Genomic DNA, 19,663 nt, shown 5'->3' on the forward strand with positions numbered 1-19,663 from the left:
AAAAGCGTGTACAACAGCGCTGTACGTCATGAACATACCCTGCCGATGCTGACAGGCGTAGTCGTCATTTTCTGATACGGTTGTCAGTATTGTCTGGCAAATGATTCTGACAGCTTATTGCGCACTGGGCCGACAAGCGCTGGGCGTAGGATGCACATGAAAACGCACAAGGTGTTGGACAGAAAACCGTTAGCCTTCTTTGGTCAACATCTGGCAAACCATGGCACCAATCTCCTGCACCGCTTGCTCTATGGTCAGCGTCCACAAATGGCTGAAGTTGAGCCGGATGTAGTGGGTCAGGTCTTTTTTGCGCGAGAAAATCGTGCCAGGTGCCACCGTGATGCCGTTGTCGATCGCGGCACGGTAAAGGGCCAGCGCATCCACGCTGGCTGGCAGTTTTACCCAGATGACATAACCGCCTTGAGGCACAGAAAGCTGTGTGCCCGCTGGGAAACTTTGTTCAATCACATTACGGATCAAGACGTAATTGGAGCGCAAGGTGTGTCTTAATTGCTTGAGGTGTTGCTCAAAGCTGTCGCGCTGCATGAATTTGGCGATGGCAATCTGTGGCGGTGAAGGCAGCGACAGGCTATTCAGGAACATCAGCTGCTCAACCTCCTGACGGTAGCGCCCGGCCACAGTCCAGCCGACGCGGTAACCAGGCGCCAGTGATTTTGAGAAAGACGAACAATGCAACACCATGCCTTGCTGGTCATAGGCTTTGGCAGGCCGTGGCGGCACTTCGCCAAAATACAGCTCGCTATAGACATCATCTTCAATCAGCGGGATCTGCTGCGCGGCCAACAAGCTGACTAAGGCCTGTTTTTTCGTTTCTGGCATGGCAAAGCCCAGCGGATTCTGGAAGTTGGTGGTGAGGACAACGGCAGCAATGCGCACGTTATTGGTCATCGCCTGCAAGGCATCAAGGTCTATGCCGCTGTGCGGATCGGTGCGCAACTCGGCGACTTTCATGCCCAGGCGTTCTACCGTATGGGCCAGTGCATAGTAACCGGGGGATTCGAGCGCGATGGTATCTCCCGCTTTAGCCACCGCTTGCAGACATAGCGTAATTGCCTCGGTTGCGCCGTGGGTAATCACAATGTCATCGGGCGACACATCCATGCCATGCATGAGGTAACGCCGCGCAATCTGCTGGCGTAATAGCTCGTTGCCAGGAGGCAAATCGCTCAAGACGCCCCACTCGCCCTGATCATCGGTCAGCGCTTTTTCATACTGGTGGATTTTTTTGAGCGGAAATAGCTGTGGATCCGGGAATGGCGAGCCCAGCGGCACCGTGCCAAATTCGCGGATGGATTTAAGCGTAGTGAGGACTAACTTGCTGGCGTCGACTTCGGCCAGGTTGAGGTCTTTTGCCAGCGGTGAGGCGGCCTTTTGCTGCAGGCGTTTGCGCGGGGTCACGTAGTAGCCGGACTGCGGATGGCTGCTGATGACGCCTTCTTGCTCCAGCAATAAATAGGCGCGCAGCACGGTGCTGATGCTCAAGCCATATTGCTGGCTGGCTTGCCGTACCGAGAAGATTTTTTCGCCTGGCCGCAATACGCCTTCATCAATCATGGCGCGGACGCGGGCGGCAAACGAGACGTAAAGCTTCATGGATGGCAAGGCTTGCGGGTGTGAAGATGCTTGCCATTATACGTGAAGCCAGCGGGCGAGGACTCGACCGTGACATGCCTGATGGCAGTATTGATTTAGCACCAGCGATGAAAAAAGCCTGTGGACGCGCACAGGCTTTTCGGAACAGGTTCAGGCGTTGATTATGCTGCTTGCAAAGCGAGCGCAACCTCTGCCCCAGCGGCGGTCAAGCTGGCAACCAAGCGGTCTTTTTGCGCACATACGTGAACCAGCGCTTGCTCATCCAGTGCGGTCAACAGGCGCTGCACAGTGCTCATGCGCAGCTCGAGACGTTTGCATAGCGCGGCCAGTGGCATATGTGCACGGCCTTGGCTGTGTTCGGTATACAAGCATTCGAGGATGCTTAACAGCATCACTGCGCTTGGGTCCAGCGGCGTCAGGTTGATGGGGGTTTCATCTAGCGCCTGCCTGTTTTCAACCTCGGGCGTTAATGTCACCTCAGCTGCGAGCATGGACTGTAAGCTGTGGTCACGTTCAAGCAGCATGGGCGACCTCAGGGGTAGTGGTTTTCTCGATGATCACCGGAATCGATTTTGAGGTCGGGGTGCGCGAATCGTCGGCCACACTCTCCAGTGGCACCAGGTTATTGGTTTCCGGGTAATAGCCACTTAGGCAGCCTGACGGAATATCGTAAGCCACGACCAAAAAATTGTCTGCGCGGCGCGTGATGCCATCCTGCCAGACGCTGACCAGATTGATCCAGTCCCCGGCTTGCAGGCCCTGGCGAGTGATATCGGCCGGGTTCATGAAAATGACGCGGCGTTCCCCAAACACCCCGCGGTAGCGGTCATCCATGCCATAAATGGTGGTGTTGTACTGGTCATGTGAACGGGTGGTCATCAGCACAAATAACTGGTCGCCATATTGCTCACGGGCCTGATGGATGGGCGAGTTGTTAGGGATGGCTTGCAGCGTGAATTCCGCCTTGCCGGACGCCGTGTTCCAGATACGCTCGCTGGAGGGCACGGGCAGGCGGAATCCGCCTGGGTGCTTGATGCGCTCGTTATAGTCTTTAAACGCGACCGGCAGGGTTTGTTCAATCAGGTCACGGATTTTGCTGTAATCCTCAATCAGCGCCAGCCAGGGGATGTTGCTTGCCTTGAGCGTTGCCGCGGCCAGGCGCGCCACAATCGCCGGCTCTGATAACAAGTGCGGCGAAGCAGGTTTGTTCATGCCGTAGGAAATATGCACCATGCTCATAGAGTCCTCCACGGTCACACCCTGTGGGCCTGTGGCCTGTGTATCGATTTCGGTACGGCCCAGGCAGGGCAGAATCAACGCCTGTTTGCCATGCACCAGGTGACTGCGGTTGAGCTTGGTGGTGACATGGGCAGTCATCTCGCAATTGCGCATGCCTTGCCAGGTGCGGTCAGTATCTGGCGTGGAAATCGAGAAGTTACCACCCAGGCCAAAAAAGAATTTTACTTTGCCTGCAATCATGGCGTCGATGGCGCCGACGGCATCGTAACCTGGTGCTTTCGGCACATTGAGGTCAAACACCTGGTCCAGCCGTTGCAGAAACTCCAGCGGCATTTTTTCATAAATGCCCACTGTGCGGTTGCCCTGTACGTTGCTATGGCCGCGTACAGGGCACAGGCCTGCGCCTTCCTTGCCGATATTGCCGCGCAACAGCATCAGGTTGACCAGGGTTTTAATGGTGGCCACGCCATGTTTGTGCTGGGTAATGCCCATGCCCCAGGTCGCAATGACGCGATCCCCCGTGGCATAAATGCGGGCAATTTCCTCAATTTGTGCCAAGGGGACGCCGGATTCTTCAACGATGACCTCCCAGCTTTCCTGACGCGCATCTGCGGCAATCGCCGCAAAGTTATTGGTGTGTTCGGCAATGAAATCGACATCGACCACGCGCTCGGTGCCGTGCAGAATGGCTTCGTCATCCCACTGAATGACGAACTTGATCATGCCTTTGATCAGCGCCAGGTCCCCGCCCAGCTTGGGCTGGATAAACAGGCTGCTGATCTTGCTGCCTTTAAAGCTCAGCATGTCAAACGGGCTTTGCGGGTCGGCAAAACGTTCCAGGCCACGCTCTTTCAGTGGGTTGATGGCGACAATGCGTGCGCCGCGTTTAGCCGCTTCACGTAACTCACCCAGCATGCGCGGATGGTTTGTGGCCGGATTCTGGCCAAAAATAAGTAGCGTATCGGCATGCTCAAAGTCATGCAGGGTCACCGAGCCTTTGCCGATGCCCACCGTGGCAGGCAAGGCAATACTGGTGGATTCATGGCACAGGTTGGAGCAATCAGGAAAGTTGTTGGTGCCAAATGCACGCACAAACAGCTGGTAGAGAAAGGCGGCTTCATTGCTGGCGCGGCCCGAGGTGTAAAACACGGCCTCATCTGGATGATCCAGACCGTTAAGCTGTGTTGCCATCAGCGCAAAGGCCTCGTCCCAGGACACTTCTTCATATTTGTCGGTGACCGCGTTATAACGCATGGGGTGGGTCAGGCGGCCTTCATTTTCCAGGGCGAAGTCGCTCCAGCCCATCAGTTCCGTCACCGTATGTTGGGCAAAAAAAGCCGGTGGGACACGTTTAGCCGTGGCCTCAGCGGCCACCGCCTTCACGCCGTTTTCACAAAACTCAAAGGTAGAGGTGTGTTCTTTGTCCGGCCAGGCACAACCTGGGCAGTCAAAGCCATCGGGCTGGTTTTGTGACAATAGCGTCATCACGCCCTTGACCGGGATTTTTTGCAGCGCCAGTTGGGCGGCCACTTGCTTCAATGCGCCCCAGCCAGCGGCCGGGTGGTGATACGGTTTAATCACAGCTTTGGATTGCGACATAGTTTCCAGTAAGATTGCGTCAGTACGTTTAACAGTGACAACAGGCGAGATTCAACTTGTCTGTCAGTGGGTTGCGCGGATTGCGGATGGTGTTTATCGTAGTCAGGTTGAGGCAACAAAAACAGACACAGAACCGCCCTAATTTTTAGGATACAGTTATTACGGCAGCGATTCAGATTCCTGCAGGGTCAGGCGTGGTTTTCAGTCAAAACGCCATTCCTTAAACGAGAATCCGAGCAGCGTTGCGGGAGTGTTTGACCCAGGCAACACCGCCCATGTGGAGACCTGTGTTGTGCACGTGAGGTTGAGGTGTGCACGTAGATGAAGCAGCAGACTTAGGCGACGTGCTGATAGCGGTATTGTTGGGTATTACGGGTCTGCCAGCGACCCTGTCTAAATGCGTTGATCAGGGTTTTCGCCCGCTCACTGTGCATGCCGTCAAAACCGGGTTGATCCCTATCCAAAAAGTCGGTCAATCCAGTCACATGAGCCAAGTCTTCACGCGTCACATGGCGATACCCCATACTCCAGTCGTTAAAACTGCGCGCATCAATGGGTTCTTCAATCAGCTTCATCACATGATGGTGGCGCTGATCATGCGCGATTTTTTCATAGAGGGCATCGATCACCGCCCGCTCCCCTTCCAGCACTTGAAAGAAACATCCTTCCATGTACAGCAGCATGCCGGTGATGTGCAGGTGGCGGTTGTTCTCTCGCGCCATCGCCAGAAGCTGGATCAGCTCCTGGCTAGACATCAGGTGGTCGGCAATGCTGGTATAGCTCAGCATTACGAGGTCGTTTTCCTGTATCGGATCATGGTCCATGGCAGTTCCTTGATGAAACAGACAAACACTATGACCAGTTTGCTTGGGCGAAGGTTCTGGGTGGATGGGAGTGCATGCCTGAAGCCACGCAGACAAACTTAAGCACCTCATCCCGGCTCGCCAGCAGACTAAAAAATCTGCGGCCATGACGCATGGCATAAAGCAGGCGGCACCCGTATGCAACGCGGCCTTGGGCGTCGCTGATCCTTCAGAATTAAGAGGATTTCTTGAAGGCGGCCTGGTAGGCGCTCACATAGTCCTGCCATTGATGGATGGTCTGATCGGCCACCTGTTTCGCCAGCGTGAGCACGGGGCCTCGCCAGTCGGCGACTTGCGCACCAAACGCCATCAAGGCTTCGCGGTTGGCGGCGCCCAGATAACCGGCATTGCGCAAATGGGCCCAGGCGGTAAGGGCGGCCATGCTGGCAAAAATATTATCCAGCACGCTGAGTTTGCCATCCCACTGCGTGAGGTCTACCCGGTCTTGCGAGGGTTGCAGCGCTTTGATCAAATAAGACTGTTTGTCTACGCACACGGCTTTGAGAAGGGCGGGCGGCAGGATTTGGGCGCCTGCCTGTATGGTCGCGACGCGTTGAGATTCCAGCATCCAGTCAGGTTGTGTGAGTTTGATTGCTGCGGTGTTCAGGTAAGGGCTCAGTGCACTCTGGTTGCTGGCTTTCATGTCTATGAGTGCGCGGCGCTCTGGCCCTTTGCCGTTCACGAGCACGACATAGCGTTCCAGGCCCAGGCTACCGGTGCCAGCAATGCGGCGCGCAATATCCAGCGGATAAAAGAAGTCTTTTTTAGACTGCACTTGCATGGCCTTCATGTATTTTTCCAAGGCGGCTTGTTTTTGCGCTTTGTCCAAGGCCAGCGCACGTTTGCCGTCTATCAGGAGTGTGTCCGGTGCTTTGGCATTGGTCCGGCTTGCGATAAAGGCCTGGTTGCTGCGCTTGCTCAAGTCTGACAACAGATGCCTGATCGAGCCACGGGCCGTTTTGCGCTCTACCCATTTGGGTTTGCCTTCCGCCAGTGCCTGCGCGTAGTTCTGCACCATGATGTCAAGCAGTGCAGTGGTTTGTTTGGGTTTGAGCTTGAGTGTGTCCTGGGCGACCAGCAGGCTGGTCAGCAAGCGCGTCAGCTCCCACAGGCAAGGCGCCAGGGCGGCTTCATCAAAGTCGTTGAGGTCAAAATAGGCCAGGCCGTTTTCGGCTTTGTAGCTGCCAAAGTTTTCCAGATGCAGGTCGCCGCAAATCCAGGCGGCAGGGCTTTTTAGCTTTGCTAGGGCTGGGTGCCAGTCTTCATAAAACAAATGGCAGGTGCCGCGCAAAAACACAAACGGGTCTTTGCACATGGCGGCCAGTTTCATTTGCAGACGCTCAGGGTCGCGGCCGGCGTTGTAGTGTTGGATTCTGTCTAAAATAGGCATGGCGGTTCCGGATAAGGATGCAAAGCGTTGTTTGTGCGTGGCGGGTTCTAGGAGGAATGCTAGGGGCTTTCAGCACGCAACGGTTTAAGGCAGGCCGACCAGCTTGAGATATTCCTCCAGCGTCAGCGTCAATCTTTGCAGTGAGGCATTCACCTCATCCAGCGGTTGGTTATCATGTAAATGCAGTTTCTCCAGCAGGCTTTTATGGGCCTCGATGGCTTGCAAGTGCGCTTCGAGCTTGGATGTTTTGAGGTCTTGGGTCATGGTGGATTCTCCATCATCGTCGGGGGCGGTGAACAGGCTTGAGCGCCTGCTGCAATCTATGTATGTCTGGTTCGAGTATCAATCGGATGACTAAGTTTTGTGGCGCCTGCTGAAAATGATGTGTTGATGGCTGGGCGCTTGCCCAAGCCCCGGTAATTTTCCAACATGCCGCGCTGAGACTGCTTGCCTGATCACGCCTGACTCATCCTGCCTGGTCTGGCTCGCCATACAGTGACAGGTAACGGGCGGGCTGATGCGAGCTTAAAAAATGTTCAAAGTCGTCTGGCGACAAGGGTTTTGCAAACAGGAATCCTTGCAGCTTGTCTGCACCCAGTGCTCGGCACAGGGTGGCTTGTGGCAGGGTTTCTATGCCTTCGACAATGACTTCAAGATCCAGACTTTTGGCCATGACGATCATGGCTTTGAGCAGGCGACAATCCGCCTCATTCTCTGGCACATTTTGCACAAAGCTGCGGTCTATTTTCAGGATAGAGGCAGGCAGGTGTTTCAAATAGGTCATGGACGAGTAGCCTATGCCAAAATCATCCAGTGCCACTTTGAGCCCAAACTGCTTGAGGTGACGGAGTCTTGCCGAGGTTTTGTCAAAGTCAGACACCAGTACACTTTCGGTAACTTCCAGTAACAAACAGCTGCCAGGCAGGTCAATCTGCCTTAAATCACGCTCAATTTCAGTCAGCATGTGTTCATGTTGTAACCATTGTGCGCTGGCATTCACTGCGAGTACGCAGTCCGCGTCAATCAGACCGCTCTGGCGCCAGCGTGCAAACTGTAAGCAGGCCAGTTGCCGGTTTCTGCTGTCGATCTCGGCAAAAAAGCCAAGCTCTTCCACCACATCGATAAAGACCGCCGGTGGCAGCAGACCTTGCGTGGGATGCTGCCAGCGCATGAGCATTTCTGCACCGCACACGGTAAAGTCTTGTGCATTCAATACCGGTTGGTAGTACTGCACCAACTGGTTTTGCAGGCGTTGCGAACGCAGTTCGTTCTCTACCATCATGCGATGGATAATCTGCTCTTGCAGTACTTCGCTGAAAAAGTGAAAGCCATTTCGCCCTGCACGCTTGGCATGATACATCGCCAGGTCGGCACGCTTTAACATGTCTTCTGCCGTGCTTGCGCAGCGGGGAAAGGTGGCAATGCCTATGCTGCAGGTAATAAATTGTTCGGTTTGATTCAGCGCAAAAGGCTCACGCACCTGTTCGAGGATGCGCTGCGATAAGGCGCCGACGGCGGTTTCATTTTCCAGATCGTGCACGATAATGGCAAACTCGTCCCCTCCCAGGCGGCAGACCATGTCGCCTTCTCTGACCACTTCCTGCAGTCGCTGTGCGACCTGCTTCAGCAGGTGATCGCCAGAGTCATGTCCCAGGCTGTCATTGACCAACTTGAAATTATCAATGTCCAGATAAATTAAGCCGAGTTGAACGTTGAGGCGATGCGCACGTTGCATGGCATTGCGCAAATGCTCTTCAAAATAATATCTGTTTGATAATCCGGTCATCGGGTCATTCTCTGCCAGATACTTCAATCGCTTGTGCGTTTCAATCAACTTGTTGTTCAGGGCATGGCGGGCTTGCGCGTGTACCAGCGCTTTGGTCAGGTGTCGCTCAGACAGCTCTTTTTTAAGTAAAAAATCCTGGGCCCCGGCGAAGATGCAATTTCTTTCTATGGTCTCGTTATCTTCCATGCCGGTCAGGATCACCACGGCGGCCTGCTTTTCTGTGTGTTGTGTGAGTTGGCTTAACAGATCCAGGCATTCCATATCGGGCAGGCGGTAGTCGAGCAGTACGATATCAAAATCGTTTTCTTCATACAGTTTCAAGGCCTTGACGGCGGTATTTGCATGCACAATATCCTTCACCAGTGATGGGTTTTGCAACACCCGTACCACCGCCATGCGGTCCAATTCATCATCATCTACCAGTAGCAGGCGCATGGTTACTCCTTCGTGGCTGGCAGCTCAACAATGCGCCAATAATGCTCAATTAGCCCCATGACTTCCATAAAGTCGCGGTCCATGTGCTGCTTGAACACATAGCCCGCGACATGTTTGCGGTAGGCCGCGACCAGGTCCTCGTCTGATTTTGACGTCGTCAGCACAAACACCACAGCATGGGTTAATAATGGATCCGTGCGTAAGGCTTCCAGAAACTCCAGGCCATTCATGCGCGGCATATTCAGGTCAAGCAGGATAATATAGGGTGCAGGAATCTGGCCCGAACGCAGCAACTCCAGCGCTTCACGGCCATCGCGGGCACGAAACAGGGTGTTCAACAGTCTTAATTTGCGTAATGCGCGCTCCAGCGAGATGGCATCAATGTCGTCATCGTCAACAATCAGCAACGATACTTCCTTATAACGATGTTTGGGCAGGATTTGCACGCATCAACCTTTCTTCTATATTGATCGGCCAGGTGAACGTGATCGCACAGCCGCGCTGACCATCGGAGCGGATGCTGGTACTGCCCCCATAGGCTTCGACGATTTTTTTAACCAGTGCCAATCCCATGCCGCTCCCTTCCACCTCATCGCGCGGCCTCAAGGTCTGGAACATGATATAAACCCGCTCCTGGTATTCTGGTGAGATGCCCGGCCCATCATCAATGACGCTGAACTCATAGTAATGCGGGTTGGTCTGCTGCCATTGCAATTGTATGCTGCCGCGCGTTTGATCATGGTGTTTGATGGCATTGCTAAACAGATTGCGCAGCACCTGTTCCAGCGGGGTGGCCAGCGTATAAAACGTGGGCAAATCGTCTGCCATCTTCAGGCTAAAGCCTGCAGGCGGAGCTTGCATCTCAAAAATGGACTGCGCTACTTTGCCCAGGTCGACCTGGCTGACGCTGCCTTCCAAACGTCCGGCGCGCGAGTAGGCCAGTAAATCATCCAGCAGGCGTTCCATTCTGCGCAACCGTCCGCGCAAGAGGGACATGTGTCCACTAATGGCCTCCACTTTGCCCTGGTTAAGGTCTTCTTCGATCCAGTGCGAGATTTGGAAAATGCCGCGTAATGGCGATTTGAGGTCGTGGGAGGCCACATAGGCAAAAGTGGCCAATTCTTTATTGCTGCGCTCCAGCTCGTCACGGTGTTGCGCCAGCTTTTCACTGGCTTTGACACGGGCAGAAATGTCCGTAATGGCCGACAGCACCTTGACGCCGTCATCGGTTTCTATCGGATTGAGCCCGACCTCGACAGGAAACTCACTGCCGTCCTTGCGGCGGCCGTATAAGTCCCGCCCGGTGCCCATCGCGCGCGGACTCAGCTCGGAAAAAAAGAAGGCCCGGTGATGGGCATGCTGATGGCGCAAGCGCTCAGGTAACAACATATCTATGGATTGCCCCAGCAGCTCCTCGCGCGGGTAGCCAAAAATACGTTCTGTTTGCGGATTGACCATTTCGATCAAGCCATTTTTATTCACCATCACCATGGCATTGGGCGCGGCTTCGACGACCTGGCGAAAGCGCGCTTCCATGCGCTTGCGTGCCGAAATGTCGGTAATGGCTGACAAGACTTTGACGCCATCATCGGTTTCAATGGGATTGAGCCCGACCTCGACAGGAAACTCGGTGCCATCCTTACGGCGGCCATACAAATCCCGCCCGCTGCCCATGGCGCGAGGTCTGAGGTCAGAGAAAAAGGCGGCGCGATGATGCGGGTGCTGTTGGCGGAAGCGCTCAGGTAACAAAATGTCTATAGTTTGTCCCAGCAGCTCTTCTCTTGGGTAGCCAAAAATGAGTTCTGTCTGGGTATTGACGAGTTCGATCAGGCCGCGACTGTTTACCATTACCATGGCGGTCGGGGCGGCTTCTACTACTTGCCGGAAGCGCAGATTGGCTCGCGCAACGTCTCCACTTTCATCATGCATACCCAATCTCCCATGGTGACTGCACTTAATATTTTTATTTTAATAGTTGATGTTGCACTGTTGAAAAGAAGCACATGCGACCACTGGGCTGCCGAGAGAGCTGATGCTGCAAAAGTATTCTTGCCGCTCGCTGAACCGTGGTTTTTATGATGAGTCACAGTCTACACCCATCTTGCTGACTCTTGTATAGTACATCAGCGTGGATAATCTTGCTGTCAGACAGTCAGTATCGGTGCTGGTCAGTCTGTTGGCGCAATACTGACAGCGTTCCGTCCAGACTGTTTGGCCTGATAGAGAGCCGCATCTGCCTTGATCAGCAGTTTTTCCAAGCTGGTGCTGATCTCCGAGGTGGTAGCTAAGCCAATCGAAATAGTCAGTTGAAGTGCGCGGTGGTTTCCAAGGTGCATTTCGGTGTTGGCTGCAGTCGTTCGCAAGCGCTCCGCGACTTCTATCGCTTGTTCTTTCTGCGTATCTGGCAACAAGATCGCAAACTCCTCACCACCATAGCGGCTGATCAAATCAATATCGCGCAACTGCGTCTGACATTGCCGGGCAAACGCTTGCAATACAACATCGCCAGCCTGGTGGCCATAGTTGTCATTGATTTTCTTGAAATGATCGATGTCTATCATCAATAAAGCGATGGCGCCGCCACGGCGTTTGAGTCTTGCCAGCGCGATATTGGCCTCTTGGATAAAGTGGCGTCGATTGGGCAATCCGGTTAAAAAGTCTTGATTGGCTTGCTTCTGCAATTTTTCCTGTAGCGCCTTGTACTCAGTAATATCTTGTATTTGTACGACAAAGTGCTGGAGCTGGCCGGCTTCATCTTTAATGGAGGAGTAGGTTAACAATACCCAAAGCGTATGACCTTGGCTATGAAAAAAGCGCTTTTCTACCTGATAGTTATCTCGCTGGCTAGTGAGCAGCGAGTCCAGCAGCAGATGGTCAAGCTGGTGGTCTTCAGGGTGGGTGATCTGCTGGATGGTTTTCTGGCATAACGCCGCTTCATCTTCCCCCAGCATATGGCATAAGGCCCGATTTGCCTGCATAAACCTGCCATCGAGGCCTAGCAAAGCCATGCCGATGGCTGCGGAGTCATAGGTTGAGCGAAACAGTTTTTCGGATTGAAACAGGGCGTGTGAATGTTCAGCCGCCATTCGTGCGTGTTTGCTTTCACGGCGTTGGAATACAAACAACATAGTGAATGTAAAGAGTGCAAAAATACTGAAACAGATGATCTGAATCATGGCATTTTCGTACCAGTATCTAAAAATGCGTTCAAGGTCGCGGCTGACCGCCACCATGAGTGTGCTATGCAGTTTGAGGTCGCCGGGGGTCAGTGTGGTTTGAGCCACCATACGCTGCTGCCGGGTTGAATATAACTGACCGCTAAATACGGTCACCGCTTTGCCGCTTTGGATATGCCGGGTAAAAAATGAACCAGGGGTTGCCAGATTTGTGCCCGGCTTGAGCCCGTTATCGGGCACGCTCATGAACAGCACGCCTTTGCTGTGTATCAGTGAGCTGCGGCTATCCTGCGTGTATAACACAGAGGCTAGCAGCGGTTTAAAGTATTCGGGATCCAGGATGGCAGTGACAATCCCGGAAAATTCACCTTGCTTGCCAGGAATGATCCGGGTCAGGTTGAGTATATAGTTACCGCTCATACCGGTGAAAGGGGGCGAAACGTAAAGCCTATCGGGATCACTAACCCGCCGGGCGGTCTGGTAATAATCACGGTAACTGAAGTTCATGCCGAGATATTCTGGAAAACTAGTGTATATCAGTGTTCCATCGGCATCAAACACGTCAAATCCCCGTATTCCTGGCATGGTGCTCGCCATGGTTGTCAAGCGTTTGGTCGCGACTTGCTGTTGATGTTTCCACTCCGGGATTTCTTGAATAATGGCCAGTAAGGCTTGATTGGCGCCTTGAAACTGGAAGGCCAGGTTTTTTGAAATGACATTGGCTTGCGTAATCAGGCGGTCGCGTTCATTCGCTTCAATTTGCGCATGCTCATGGTAAATATTGAGCGCAATCAAGCCGCCAAGCACAGACAGTGCGAGCACAAGTTCTATCCAGAGCACAACGGTCAAGCGAGTTAATAACTTTTTATGCGTGATCATGCGATGTTTTTTGCGCTACCAATGTTGACCAGGGCGAAGTGCGATTGTCCATAGCAGAGTAATTAGCATACTGCAATATTTACGCGATATCTATATGGTCTTTGCACGTACGCAGTGTTCATGGCATTTTTGATGGATACCGCGCATGCGCGACGGTAGATGAGGCAGAAAATTGGCCGGCCTGTGATGGTTTGATTGGCCTGACGCAGGATGAACTGGTTTAAGCGGCTGTTAACAGGAAGCTTTCCCGTTGTGGCCTGGCGGCAGCTGGCTTAGTCTATGCGGTCATAGGTATGCAAGAGGCCAACAATGAGACTTTTCACTAATGTATGGATATTGGCGACGATCTTGTCTGCAGTGGTCGGGGTGGCCTGCGCGGCAGATGCGGGCGCGACGACGCAAGATGGCCGCCCTTTTGCGAGCCTGAATGCGGAGGCCATCGCGCAGCTGAGTCCTGTCGATCAACAGGCATATGATGCCTGGAAACGGGCGTCAGCACCGCCGGTGACGACATCTACCTATCAGGAGGACACTGGTCCCAACACCATGGATTTGTCTTCCGATTTTTCAATGTAACTGATTTTTGAATGTTGTGGCCGTTGCCGTTTAAAATGGCGGCATGTCTGCGACCTTGATTCAACAATTTCTGCCGGGGTATCCCGCGCATTTACGTGCGCAAATTGCCCAGTTGCATGCCCAGGGCCAACTGGGCCATTATCTGCAGCAGCGTTATCCCGAGACGCACACGATTCAAAGTGACAAGGCGCTGTATGATTTTTGTAATGCGCTCAAGCAGCGCTATTTGAAAAACGCGCCCTTGCTCGACAAGGTCTATTTCGACAACCGGCTCACCATAGAAAAGCAGACACTGGGGCTCAATGCCGCCATTTCGCGGGTGCAGGGCGGCAAGCTCAAAGCCAAAAAAGAAATCCGGATTTCGGCTTTTTTTAAAACGGCGCCGCTGGCATTTCTCAACATGATCGTGGTACACGAACTGGCACATCTCAAAGAGCGCGAGCATGACAAGGCGTTTTACCAGCTCTGTCTGCATATGGAACCCGACTACATGCAATATGAGTTTGATTGCCGGGTGTATTTGTTATGGGGCGCCCTGCAAAAACATCAGCTGGATGCCGGAAACAGTGTGCGGGCGACCTTGCCTGGCTCCAAGCCATAGTGTGCGCTCACCAATGCCGTGATTGCCTTATCCAGCGCCAGTGTGGGTTGCAAGTCGCGCCCCTGATACAGCTGGCTGTCTTTGAGGCCGGGCCAGTCGGCGATGACTTTGCCGGCTGGCCAGCTTCGATTGCTTGCCGTGATAGCGGGCAGGGCGCCCCCAAACGCCAACATGGCGGCGCCTGTGCCATGGTCGGTGCCGCCTGTCCCATTGGCGGCGGCGGTGCGGCCAAATTCGGTGGCGACGATGATCAGCGTTTGCTGCCAGTGATTCCCCAGATGAATTTGCAGGCTGGCGAGCAGGGTGTCCAGGTCAGACAACTGTTTGCTCAAACGGCTGTTTTGGGCGCTATGGGTATCCCAGCCGCCGGTTTCCAGCATGGCAATGCGCGGGCCGTCTGGCCGGCTTAAAAAATCACCGACCATGTTGCCCAGCGCTGCTGGTTGCTGGCTGTTTTGCCCTTGCATGCCTTTGTCCGCCATATTCTCGACTTGCATCGCACTTTCCCAGGCGGCATGTAATTGGGCATCCTGCTGGTAAAGTTGGCTGACTCTTAACAGTAAATCATCGGAGGGTTGTGGCAGCTTGGCACTGGCATAGGCATCGACCTGATAGTTGCCACGCAAGGCCAGCGGAATGGTGGGGGAAAATGCAATCGCCTCGTTTTGGGCGGGCGGCAGCAGGCCGAGCAAGCGGTTCAACCAGCCATCTTTAAGCTGATAAGCACGCGTCCCCCCACTTTCCAGCACATTCTGCCCGTCAAAATGGGAACGCTCGCGGTAGGCAGAGGCCACCGCATGTACAAACAGTGCATGTTGCTGCTGGTAAAGCGCCTTGGCCGTGACCAGCGACGGGTGTAGCGCAAACAGGCTGTCCAGCTTGGTGTCATTGATGTCTTGCACGGCCAAGGCGCCACGCAAGCGCTGGTAATCGGGATCTGCATACGGAATCACGGTGTTCAAACCATCTGCCGCGCCACGCTGGATGATGAAAATAAAGCGTTGTTCGGTCGCCGCCGCCGCAAAACTCAAGCTGGGGAGCCAGAAGGCGGCCAGCCCGGCACCGCATAATTTCACAAATTGTCTGCGCTGCATGGCTATCTCCTTAAAAATTCAGGGCTGACCAGCAGAAGGGCAAAACCGGTGTGCGCAGATTCGGCGCGGCTCACTTGCTGCAAGGTCTCCTGGCTGAGCCTGCCGCGCAGGACGGTATTGGCCAGCACCGCGGGTGGCATGCTCAGCTTGGTCAGCGAAGCCAGCCGCTGCGCATACTCCACCCGGCGCAACAAGGCGTTGGAGGCGAGCCAGCTTTCGGCCACATCGTCATAACCGGCGGGGGAGCCTGGTTTCCAGATCGGTTGTCCCAGCTGGGTCATGACTTGCGAGACGCGGACATGCGAAAGGTCAATGTCCAGCGCCCGTACACTGCTAATCAGCCACTCCCATGGGGTTTTGAACTTGACCGGCGTGGGCACGCGGCACTCCGGCGCTTCTATCAGCACGCGATACAGTGCCGGAAGTTGGCCCCCGGTTTGCAGATAGGTGTCGCGTAGCCGGTTAATCAGAGCGGGCGGTGGCTGGTCGCCAGCAAAATGGCAGGCCAGTTTGGTCGCCACATGCGTGGCCGTGGCCGGGGCGGCGGCCAAGTCAGTGAGGATGGCTTCGGCTTGTTGCACGCCAGGTTGCGCATAGGTTTTGCCGAGTAACTGACGGACATCAGGCTCGTGTACGCGCTCATTAAAGACAAAGCCAGGATAGCGCGCATCGGTCTCGCCTGTGAGCTTGGGACCGGGCACGGTCCAGCCGGTCAGTGCGCGTGCAAATTCGGTCACATCCTGTTGGCTATAACCGCTGCGTACGCCCAGCGTGTGCAGTTCCAGAATTTCGCGGGCAAGGTTCTCGTTGAGGCCACTTTTCTTGTCCGGCTGGCGGCGCATTTGCCGTTGTACGGCTTCGCTTTGTGGCCCGCGTGATTGCTGCTGGTCTAGGTAGATCAACATGGCCGGATGCTTCTCGACCGCAAACAGCATGTCTTTAAACGTGCCCAGTACAAACGGACGGATGGCTTGCAGTTCAAACAATCCGGCCAGTTGTGTGACCTGCGATTTTTGTGCCGAGATTGCAAAATGGTTGGACCAGAAATGCACCAGTCTTTCCACAAACGGGGTATCGGTCTGCTGCGCCACTTGCGCGCGTACCTGCACTGCCTCGGTATAGCTGTCCCGCGCTTCGTTACGCATTTGGCGGCGCAACTGCAGTTTGTCCTCAGGCGATTCGGCCTGATTGATCATGCGCATTTCCTGCATCTCTTGCTCGATGGACGGCAGCGCTTGCTGGTATTGCTGCCACAATGGCGGCAAGGCCTGGTAACGGCTAAATTCGTCTAGCAATGCCTGCGAGACACTATTTGAGGGCGTAGTGGCCGCGGCGCGTGCGCCCAGACCAAAACGTTGATTAATGATCAATGCGTCATCCGTCATCATCGACTCCAGACGTGAGTGGGAACAGAAATACTAACAGCCATGGCCAGACTAACAAAGCTGGATTACAGCGGGCTTACAATCGCACGGGGACCAGTCCTGCGGTGCGCTTGGTCAGCCGCCAAGGCTTGTCAGCGCCAGCCTGATTGAAGCGCTGTGAGTGATGTGCTACCGTGTGGTTGCCGCTTTAACCTTCTTACTCACACCATCGACTCTACACAGGCTTTTTATGCAGACCCATACCCACAAGGTGCGCCGAGACCTGCTCCTGCTCTGGGCTGTGATTGCGGCCGTCTCGGCGTTGCTGGTCTGGCTGTTGATCGAACTGAGCCGCCAGGGCGCGGCCTCGCAGATTGCTGAGGCCAGGCTGCATGCGGCTGCCAGCTGCCAGGCCATGCAACATGGGGTACACCTTGCGAGGCTGGAGAGTGCTTCTGCGCAGGCAGGCTGGCAGGCGGTGATAGATCTTGCCTTGCGCGAAGAGCCTGGCAGTGAAGGCGGCTTTTGGCGGCCAGGCCAAGGCGTGTTTGCATATGCCTTTCCCACCTATGATGGCACCGGCGTCAAGCGTGATCCACCGGTGGCCGAACTTGAAAAAATCACTGCCACCGCCGAACTAGCCAGCCGCAGCCACCAGTTGATTCTGGAGGTGCGCCCCGGCTTGCGTGAAGCCATTGTGTTTGCTGCCTGCCCACTGACCCAAGCCCCCGGCACGTCTGTCGCCTGGGTGATGAAACGCGTGTTGCTGATTCAGGCCGAGGTACTCAATCATTTGAGCCTGGCGTTAGCGCTGCTGATAGGCCTGGTCGTGATGTCAGGCGCCTGGCTGGCCTGGATGCTGCTGCGCTGGCAGCGCCAGATGGCTACACTGATGCAACAGCTGGCACAGTCTGAGCGCATGGCGACGCTGGGCCGGGTCTCTGCCGGGTTGGCACATGAAATCCGTAATCCGCTGGCCACCATGCGCATGAAGGTTGAAAATGCCATGGCCGCGGCCCCTGAGCGCTATCAGCAACGCAGCCAGAGTGCCTTTGAGGCGGTGCTGGCGCAAACCTCGCGCCTCGAAAGCCTGATCTCCAGCTTGCTGGCACTGACCCATCCCTTGCAAATACACAAACAGTCAGTGGATTTGCGTGCCTGGCTGACCAGCCTGACCAGCTTGCATCAAGAGGCCATGACTGCGCAGCAGGCACGCTGGAAGTTAAGCCTGAGTGATGCCGTAGTGACACGTGCTCAAGCGCAGGCCGTGCTCGACCCGGATAAAATGGCGCAAGTGATGGACAATTTGATCCTAAATGCGCTGGCGCATATCCCCGTGGGAGGCGAGATTGAGTTGGGGCTGGACAGCGTCACTTCGGGGCACCTGCGATTGTGGGTGGCCGACAATGGCAGTGGCGTGCCCGCGCATTTGCGCCCCCAGGTGTTTGAACCTTTTAGTACGGCGCGCAGTGGTGGTACCGGCCTGGGCCTGGCCCTGGCGCGCGAGATTGTCCAGGCGCATGGCGGCGAGCTACGCTTGGCCGATACTGCCGCGGGCGCCCGTTTTGAGATTGAATTGCCATGGCACACCTCCTGATTATTGACGATGACCCCGCCTTTAGAAGCAGCCTGTCTGAAATGCTGTCTGACCTGGGGCACCATGTGCTGGAAGCCAGCCATGTGCAGGCGGGCCTGCACTGCTTGCGGACGGCGCCGGTAGAGTTGGTGATCACCGATCTCAAACTCACCGTGGAAGACGGCTTGTCCTTCTTGCGTCAGGCGCAGGCGATCAAGGCGGTGCCCTGCATCATGCTTACCGCCTACGCCAGTGGCAGCAATACGATTGAGGCCATGCGGCTGGGTGCGTTTGACCATTTGACCAAGCCCGTTTCACGGCAGAAGCTGATGGAAACCTTGCAACGCGCACTGCCCGAGCGCAGCGCTGACCGCGAGTCTCGCCTGGAGGCCGACGCGTCGCTGACCGCAGACAACCCAACGGCGGAACGCTTGATTGGCAACAGTGAATGCATGCGCGAGGTGTTCAAACACATCGGCCTGGCTGCGGCGACCGAGGCAACCGTGCTGATTTTGGGCGAGACCGGCACCGGCAAGGAAGAGGTGGCGCGTGCACTGCACCGTAACAGCTTGCGCGCCCATGGCCCTTTTGTGGCCGTCAACTGCGCCGCCATCCCGGCAGAATTAATGGAAAGCGAACTGTTTGGGCATGTCAAAGGTGCGTTTACCGGTGCGGTGGCTGACCGTAAAGGTTATTTGCGACAAGCGACTGGCGGCACCCTGTTCCTCGACGAAATTGGTGATATGCCGCTGGCGCTGCAAGCCAAGATTTTGCGGGTGCTGGAGGCGCGCGAGTTTAGCCCGGTCGGCGCGCAAACGGTGCTTGCGCTGGATGCGCGCATCATTGCTGCCACCCATAGAGATTTACCTGCCGCCGTCCGCGCCGGGCAGTTTCGTGAAGATTTATGGTACCGGCTGCAGGTGATGCCGATTGCCTTGCCACCACTACGCGCGCGCGGTGAAGACCTGTTGCTGCTGGCACAGCATTTTTTGGCCAGTGAAGCTGCGGGTACTCCCAAGCGTCTGACCGCTGAAGCCGCACAACAGCTGGTGCAACATGACTGGCCGGGGAATATCCGTGAACTCCGCAACACCATCGCGCGCGCGCAGATTTTGAGTCATCATGCCTGGATCGAGGCTGAACATATTTCTTTTACGCCACGTCCGCAGGCGGCAGACGCTTCTGGTCGTGGCGCCGCCACCGGCACGCTGGCCGAGACCCTGCAGCAAGTCGAGCGCGAGATGATAGAACGCGCCTTGCGCGAGAGCGGTGACAACCGCAGTGAAGCGGCGCGTAAACTGGGGTTGTCCCGTCAGCAACTTTACCGCAAGCTCGAAGAGCATGGCCTGACATAAGCGCTGACAGCTGTCCGCCCAGCGGACAGTGTTGTGTCACCAAAGCGGACAAGTGTGCCAGGGTTTATTTTTCAAGCAATTGATTTAAAATGATTTTTTATCTGGCATGCCCCTTG

16 protein-coding genes are annotated in these 19,663 nt (G+C 55.2%); 4 read left to right on the plus strand and 12 right to left on the minus strand.

Annotation, left to right across the window (positions count from 1 at the left end; all coding sequences use genetic code 11):
- Positions 1–189: 189 nt before the first annotated feature.
- The 10 genes from ACT53G_RS07145 to ACT53G_RS07190 all read right to left on the minus strand — a co-directional run bounded on the left by ACT53G_RS07145 (position 190) and on the right by ACT53G_RS07190 (position 12,981).
- The gene (locus ACT53G_RS07145) at positions 190–1,614 is read right to left on the minus strand and encodes an aminotransferase-like domain-containing protein (protein ID WP_476169061.1); all 1,425 of its coding nucleotides are present in this window, start codon (positions 1,612–1,614) and stop codon (positions 190–192) included.
- A gap of 161 nt (positions 1,615–1,775) precedes the next feature.
- On the minus strand, positions 1,776–2,138 hold the full coding sequence (locus ACT53G_RS07150) for a hypothetical protein (protein WP_476169062.1): 363 nt from the start codon (positions 2,136–2,138) through the stop codon (positions 1,776–1,778).
- Positions 2,128–4,452 carry an FdhF/YdeP family oxidoreductase gene (locus tag ACT53G_RS07155; protein WP_476169063.1) on the minus strand — a complete coding sequence of 775 codons (2,325 nt, stop codon included), beginning with the start codon at positions 4,450–4,452 and terminating at the stop codon, positions 2,128–2,130. The genes ACT53G_RS07150 and ACT53G_RS07155 overlap by 11 nt, the downstream gene beginning before the upstream one ends.
- A 335-nt stretch (positions 4,453–4,787) precedes the next feature.
- Positions 4,788–5,276 (minus strand): BLUF domain-containing protein, encoded by a 489-nt coding sequence (locus ACT53G_RS07160; RefSeq protein WP_275357828.1) that lies wholly within the window; start codon positions 5,274–5,276, stop codon positions 4,788–4,790.
- Positions 5,277–5,490: 214 nt separating this feature from the next.
- Positions 5,491–6,705 (minus strand): DUF2252 domain-containing protein, encoded by a 1,215-nt coding sequence (locus ACT53G_RS07165; RefSeq protein ID WP_476169064.1) that lies wholly within the window; start codon positions 6,703–6,705, stop codon positions 5,491–5,493.
- A gap of 84 nt (positions 6,706–6,789) precedes the next feature.
- A complete protein-coding gene (locus ACT53G_RS07170; RefSeq protein WP_275357824.1) occupies positions 6,790–6,969 on the minus strand; it encodes a hypothetical protein in 180 nt (59 codons plus the stop codon).
- Positions 6,970–7,171: 202 nt separating this feature from the next.
- Positions 7,172–8,926 carry a putative bifunctional diguanylate cyclase/phosphodiesterase gene (locus ACT53G_RS07175; RefSeq protein ID WP_476169065.1) on the minus strand — a complete coding sequence of 585 codons (1,755 nt, stop codon included), beginning with the start codon at positions 8,924–8,926 and terminating at the stop codon, positions 7,172–7,174.
- Between the two features lie 2 nt (positions 8,927–8,928).
- The gene (locus tag ACT53G_RS07180) at positions 8,929–9,372 is read right to left on the minus strand and encodes a response regulator (RefSeq protein WP_313985077.1); all 444 of its coding nucleotides are present in this window, start codon (positions 9,370–9,372) and stop codon (positions 8,929–8,931) included.
- Positions 9,344–10,855, minus strand: a complete 1,512-nt coding sequence (locus tag ACT53G_RS07185) for a sensor histidine kinase (RefSeq protein ID WP_476169066.1) — start codon at positions 10,853–10,855, stop codon at positions 9,344–9,346. The genes ACT53G_RS07180 and ACT53G_RS07185 overlap by 29 nt, the downstream gene beginning before the upstream one ends.
- 239 nt (positions 10,856–11,094) lie before the next feature.
- A complete protein-coding gene (locus tag ACT53G_RS07190) occupies positions 11,095–12,981 on the minus strand; it encodes a sensor domain-containing diguanylate cyclase (protein ID WP_476169067.1) in 1,887 nt (628 codons plus the stop codon).
- A gap of 309 nt (positions 12,982–13,290) precedes the next feature.
- Between ACT53G_RS07190 and ACT53G_RS07195 the strand changes: the two genes are divergently transcribed.
- On the plus strand, positions 13,291–13,557 hold the full coding sequence (locus tag ACT53G_RS07195; RefSeq protein WP_379074250.1) for a hypothetical protein: 267 nt from the start codon (positions 13,291–13,293) through the stop codon (positions 13,555–13,557).
- A 43-nt stretch (positions 13,558–13,600) separates the two neighbouring features.
- On the plus strand, positions 13,601–14,158 hold the full coding sequence (locus tag ACT53G_RS07200) for a YgjP-like metallopeptidase domain-containing protein (protein ID WP_313985089.1): 558 nt from the start codon (positions 13,601–13,603) through the stop codon (positions 14,156–14,158).
- On the opposite strand, the gene ACT53G_RS07205 is transcribed toward ACT53G_RS07200, so the two are convergent.
- Together ACT53G_RS07205 and ACT53G_RS07210 are read right to left on the minus strand one after the other, a co-directional pair.
- Positions 14,104–15,252 carry a DUF1501 domain-containing protein gene (locus ACT53G_RS07205; RefSeq protein ID WP_476169068.1) on the minus strand — a complete coding sequence of 383 codons (1,149 nt, stop codon included), beginning with the start codon at positions 15,250–15,252 and terminating at the stop codon, positions 14,104–14,106. The genes ACT53G_RS07200 and ACT53G_RS07205 overlap by 55 nt on opposite strands.
- Before the next feature lie 2 nt (positions 15,253–15,254).
- Positions 15,255–16,640: a DUF1800 domain-containing protein gene (locus tag ACT53G_RS07210; RefSeq protein WP_476169069.1), complete on the minus strand. Its 1,386-nt coding sequence runs from the start codon at positions 16,638–16,640 to the stop codon at positions 15,255–15,257.
- A gap of 226 nt (positions 16,641–16,866) precedes the next feature.
- Between ACT53G_RS07210 and ACT53G_RS07215 the strand changes: the two genes are divergently transcribed.
- Together ACT53G_RS07215 and ACT53G_RS07220 are read left to right on the plus strand one after the other, a co-directional pair.
- Complete coding sequence (locus ACT53G_RS07215; RefSeq protein WP_476169070.1) at positions 16,867–18,213, plus strand: sensor histidine kinase; 1,347 nt, start codon at positions 16,867–16,869, stop codon at positions 18,211–18,213.
- Complete coding sequence (locus ACT53G_RS07220) at positions 18,198–19,547, plus strand: sigma-54-dependent transcriptional regulator (RefSeq protein WP_476169071.1); 1,350 nt, start codon at positions 18,198–18,200, stop codon at positions 19,545–19,547. Before ACT53G_RS07215 ends, ACT53G_RS07220 begins: the two co-directional genes overlap by 16 nt.
- Positions 19,548–19,663: the final 116 nt, after the last annotated feature.

This window comes from Methylophilus sp. DMC18, assembly GCF_056314005.1.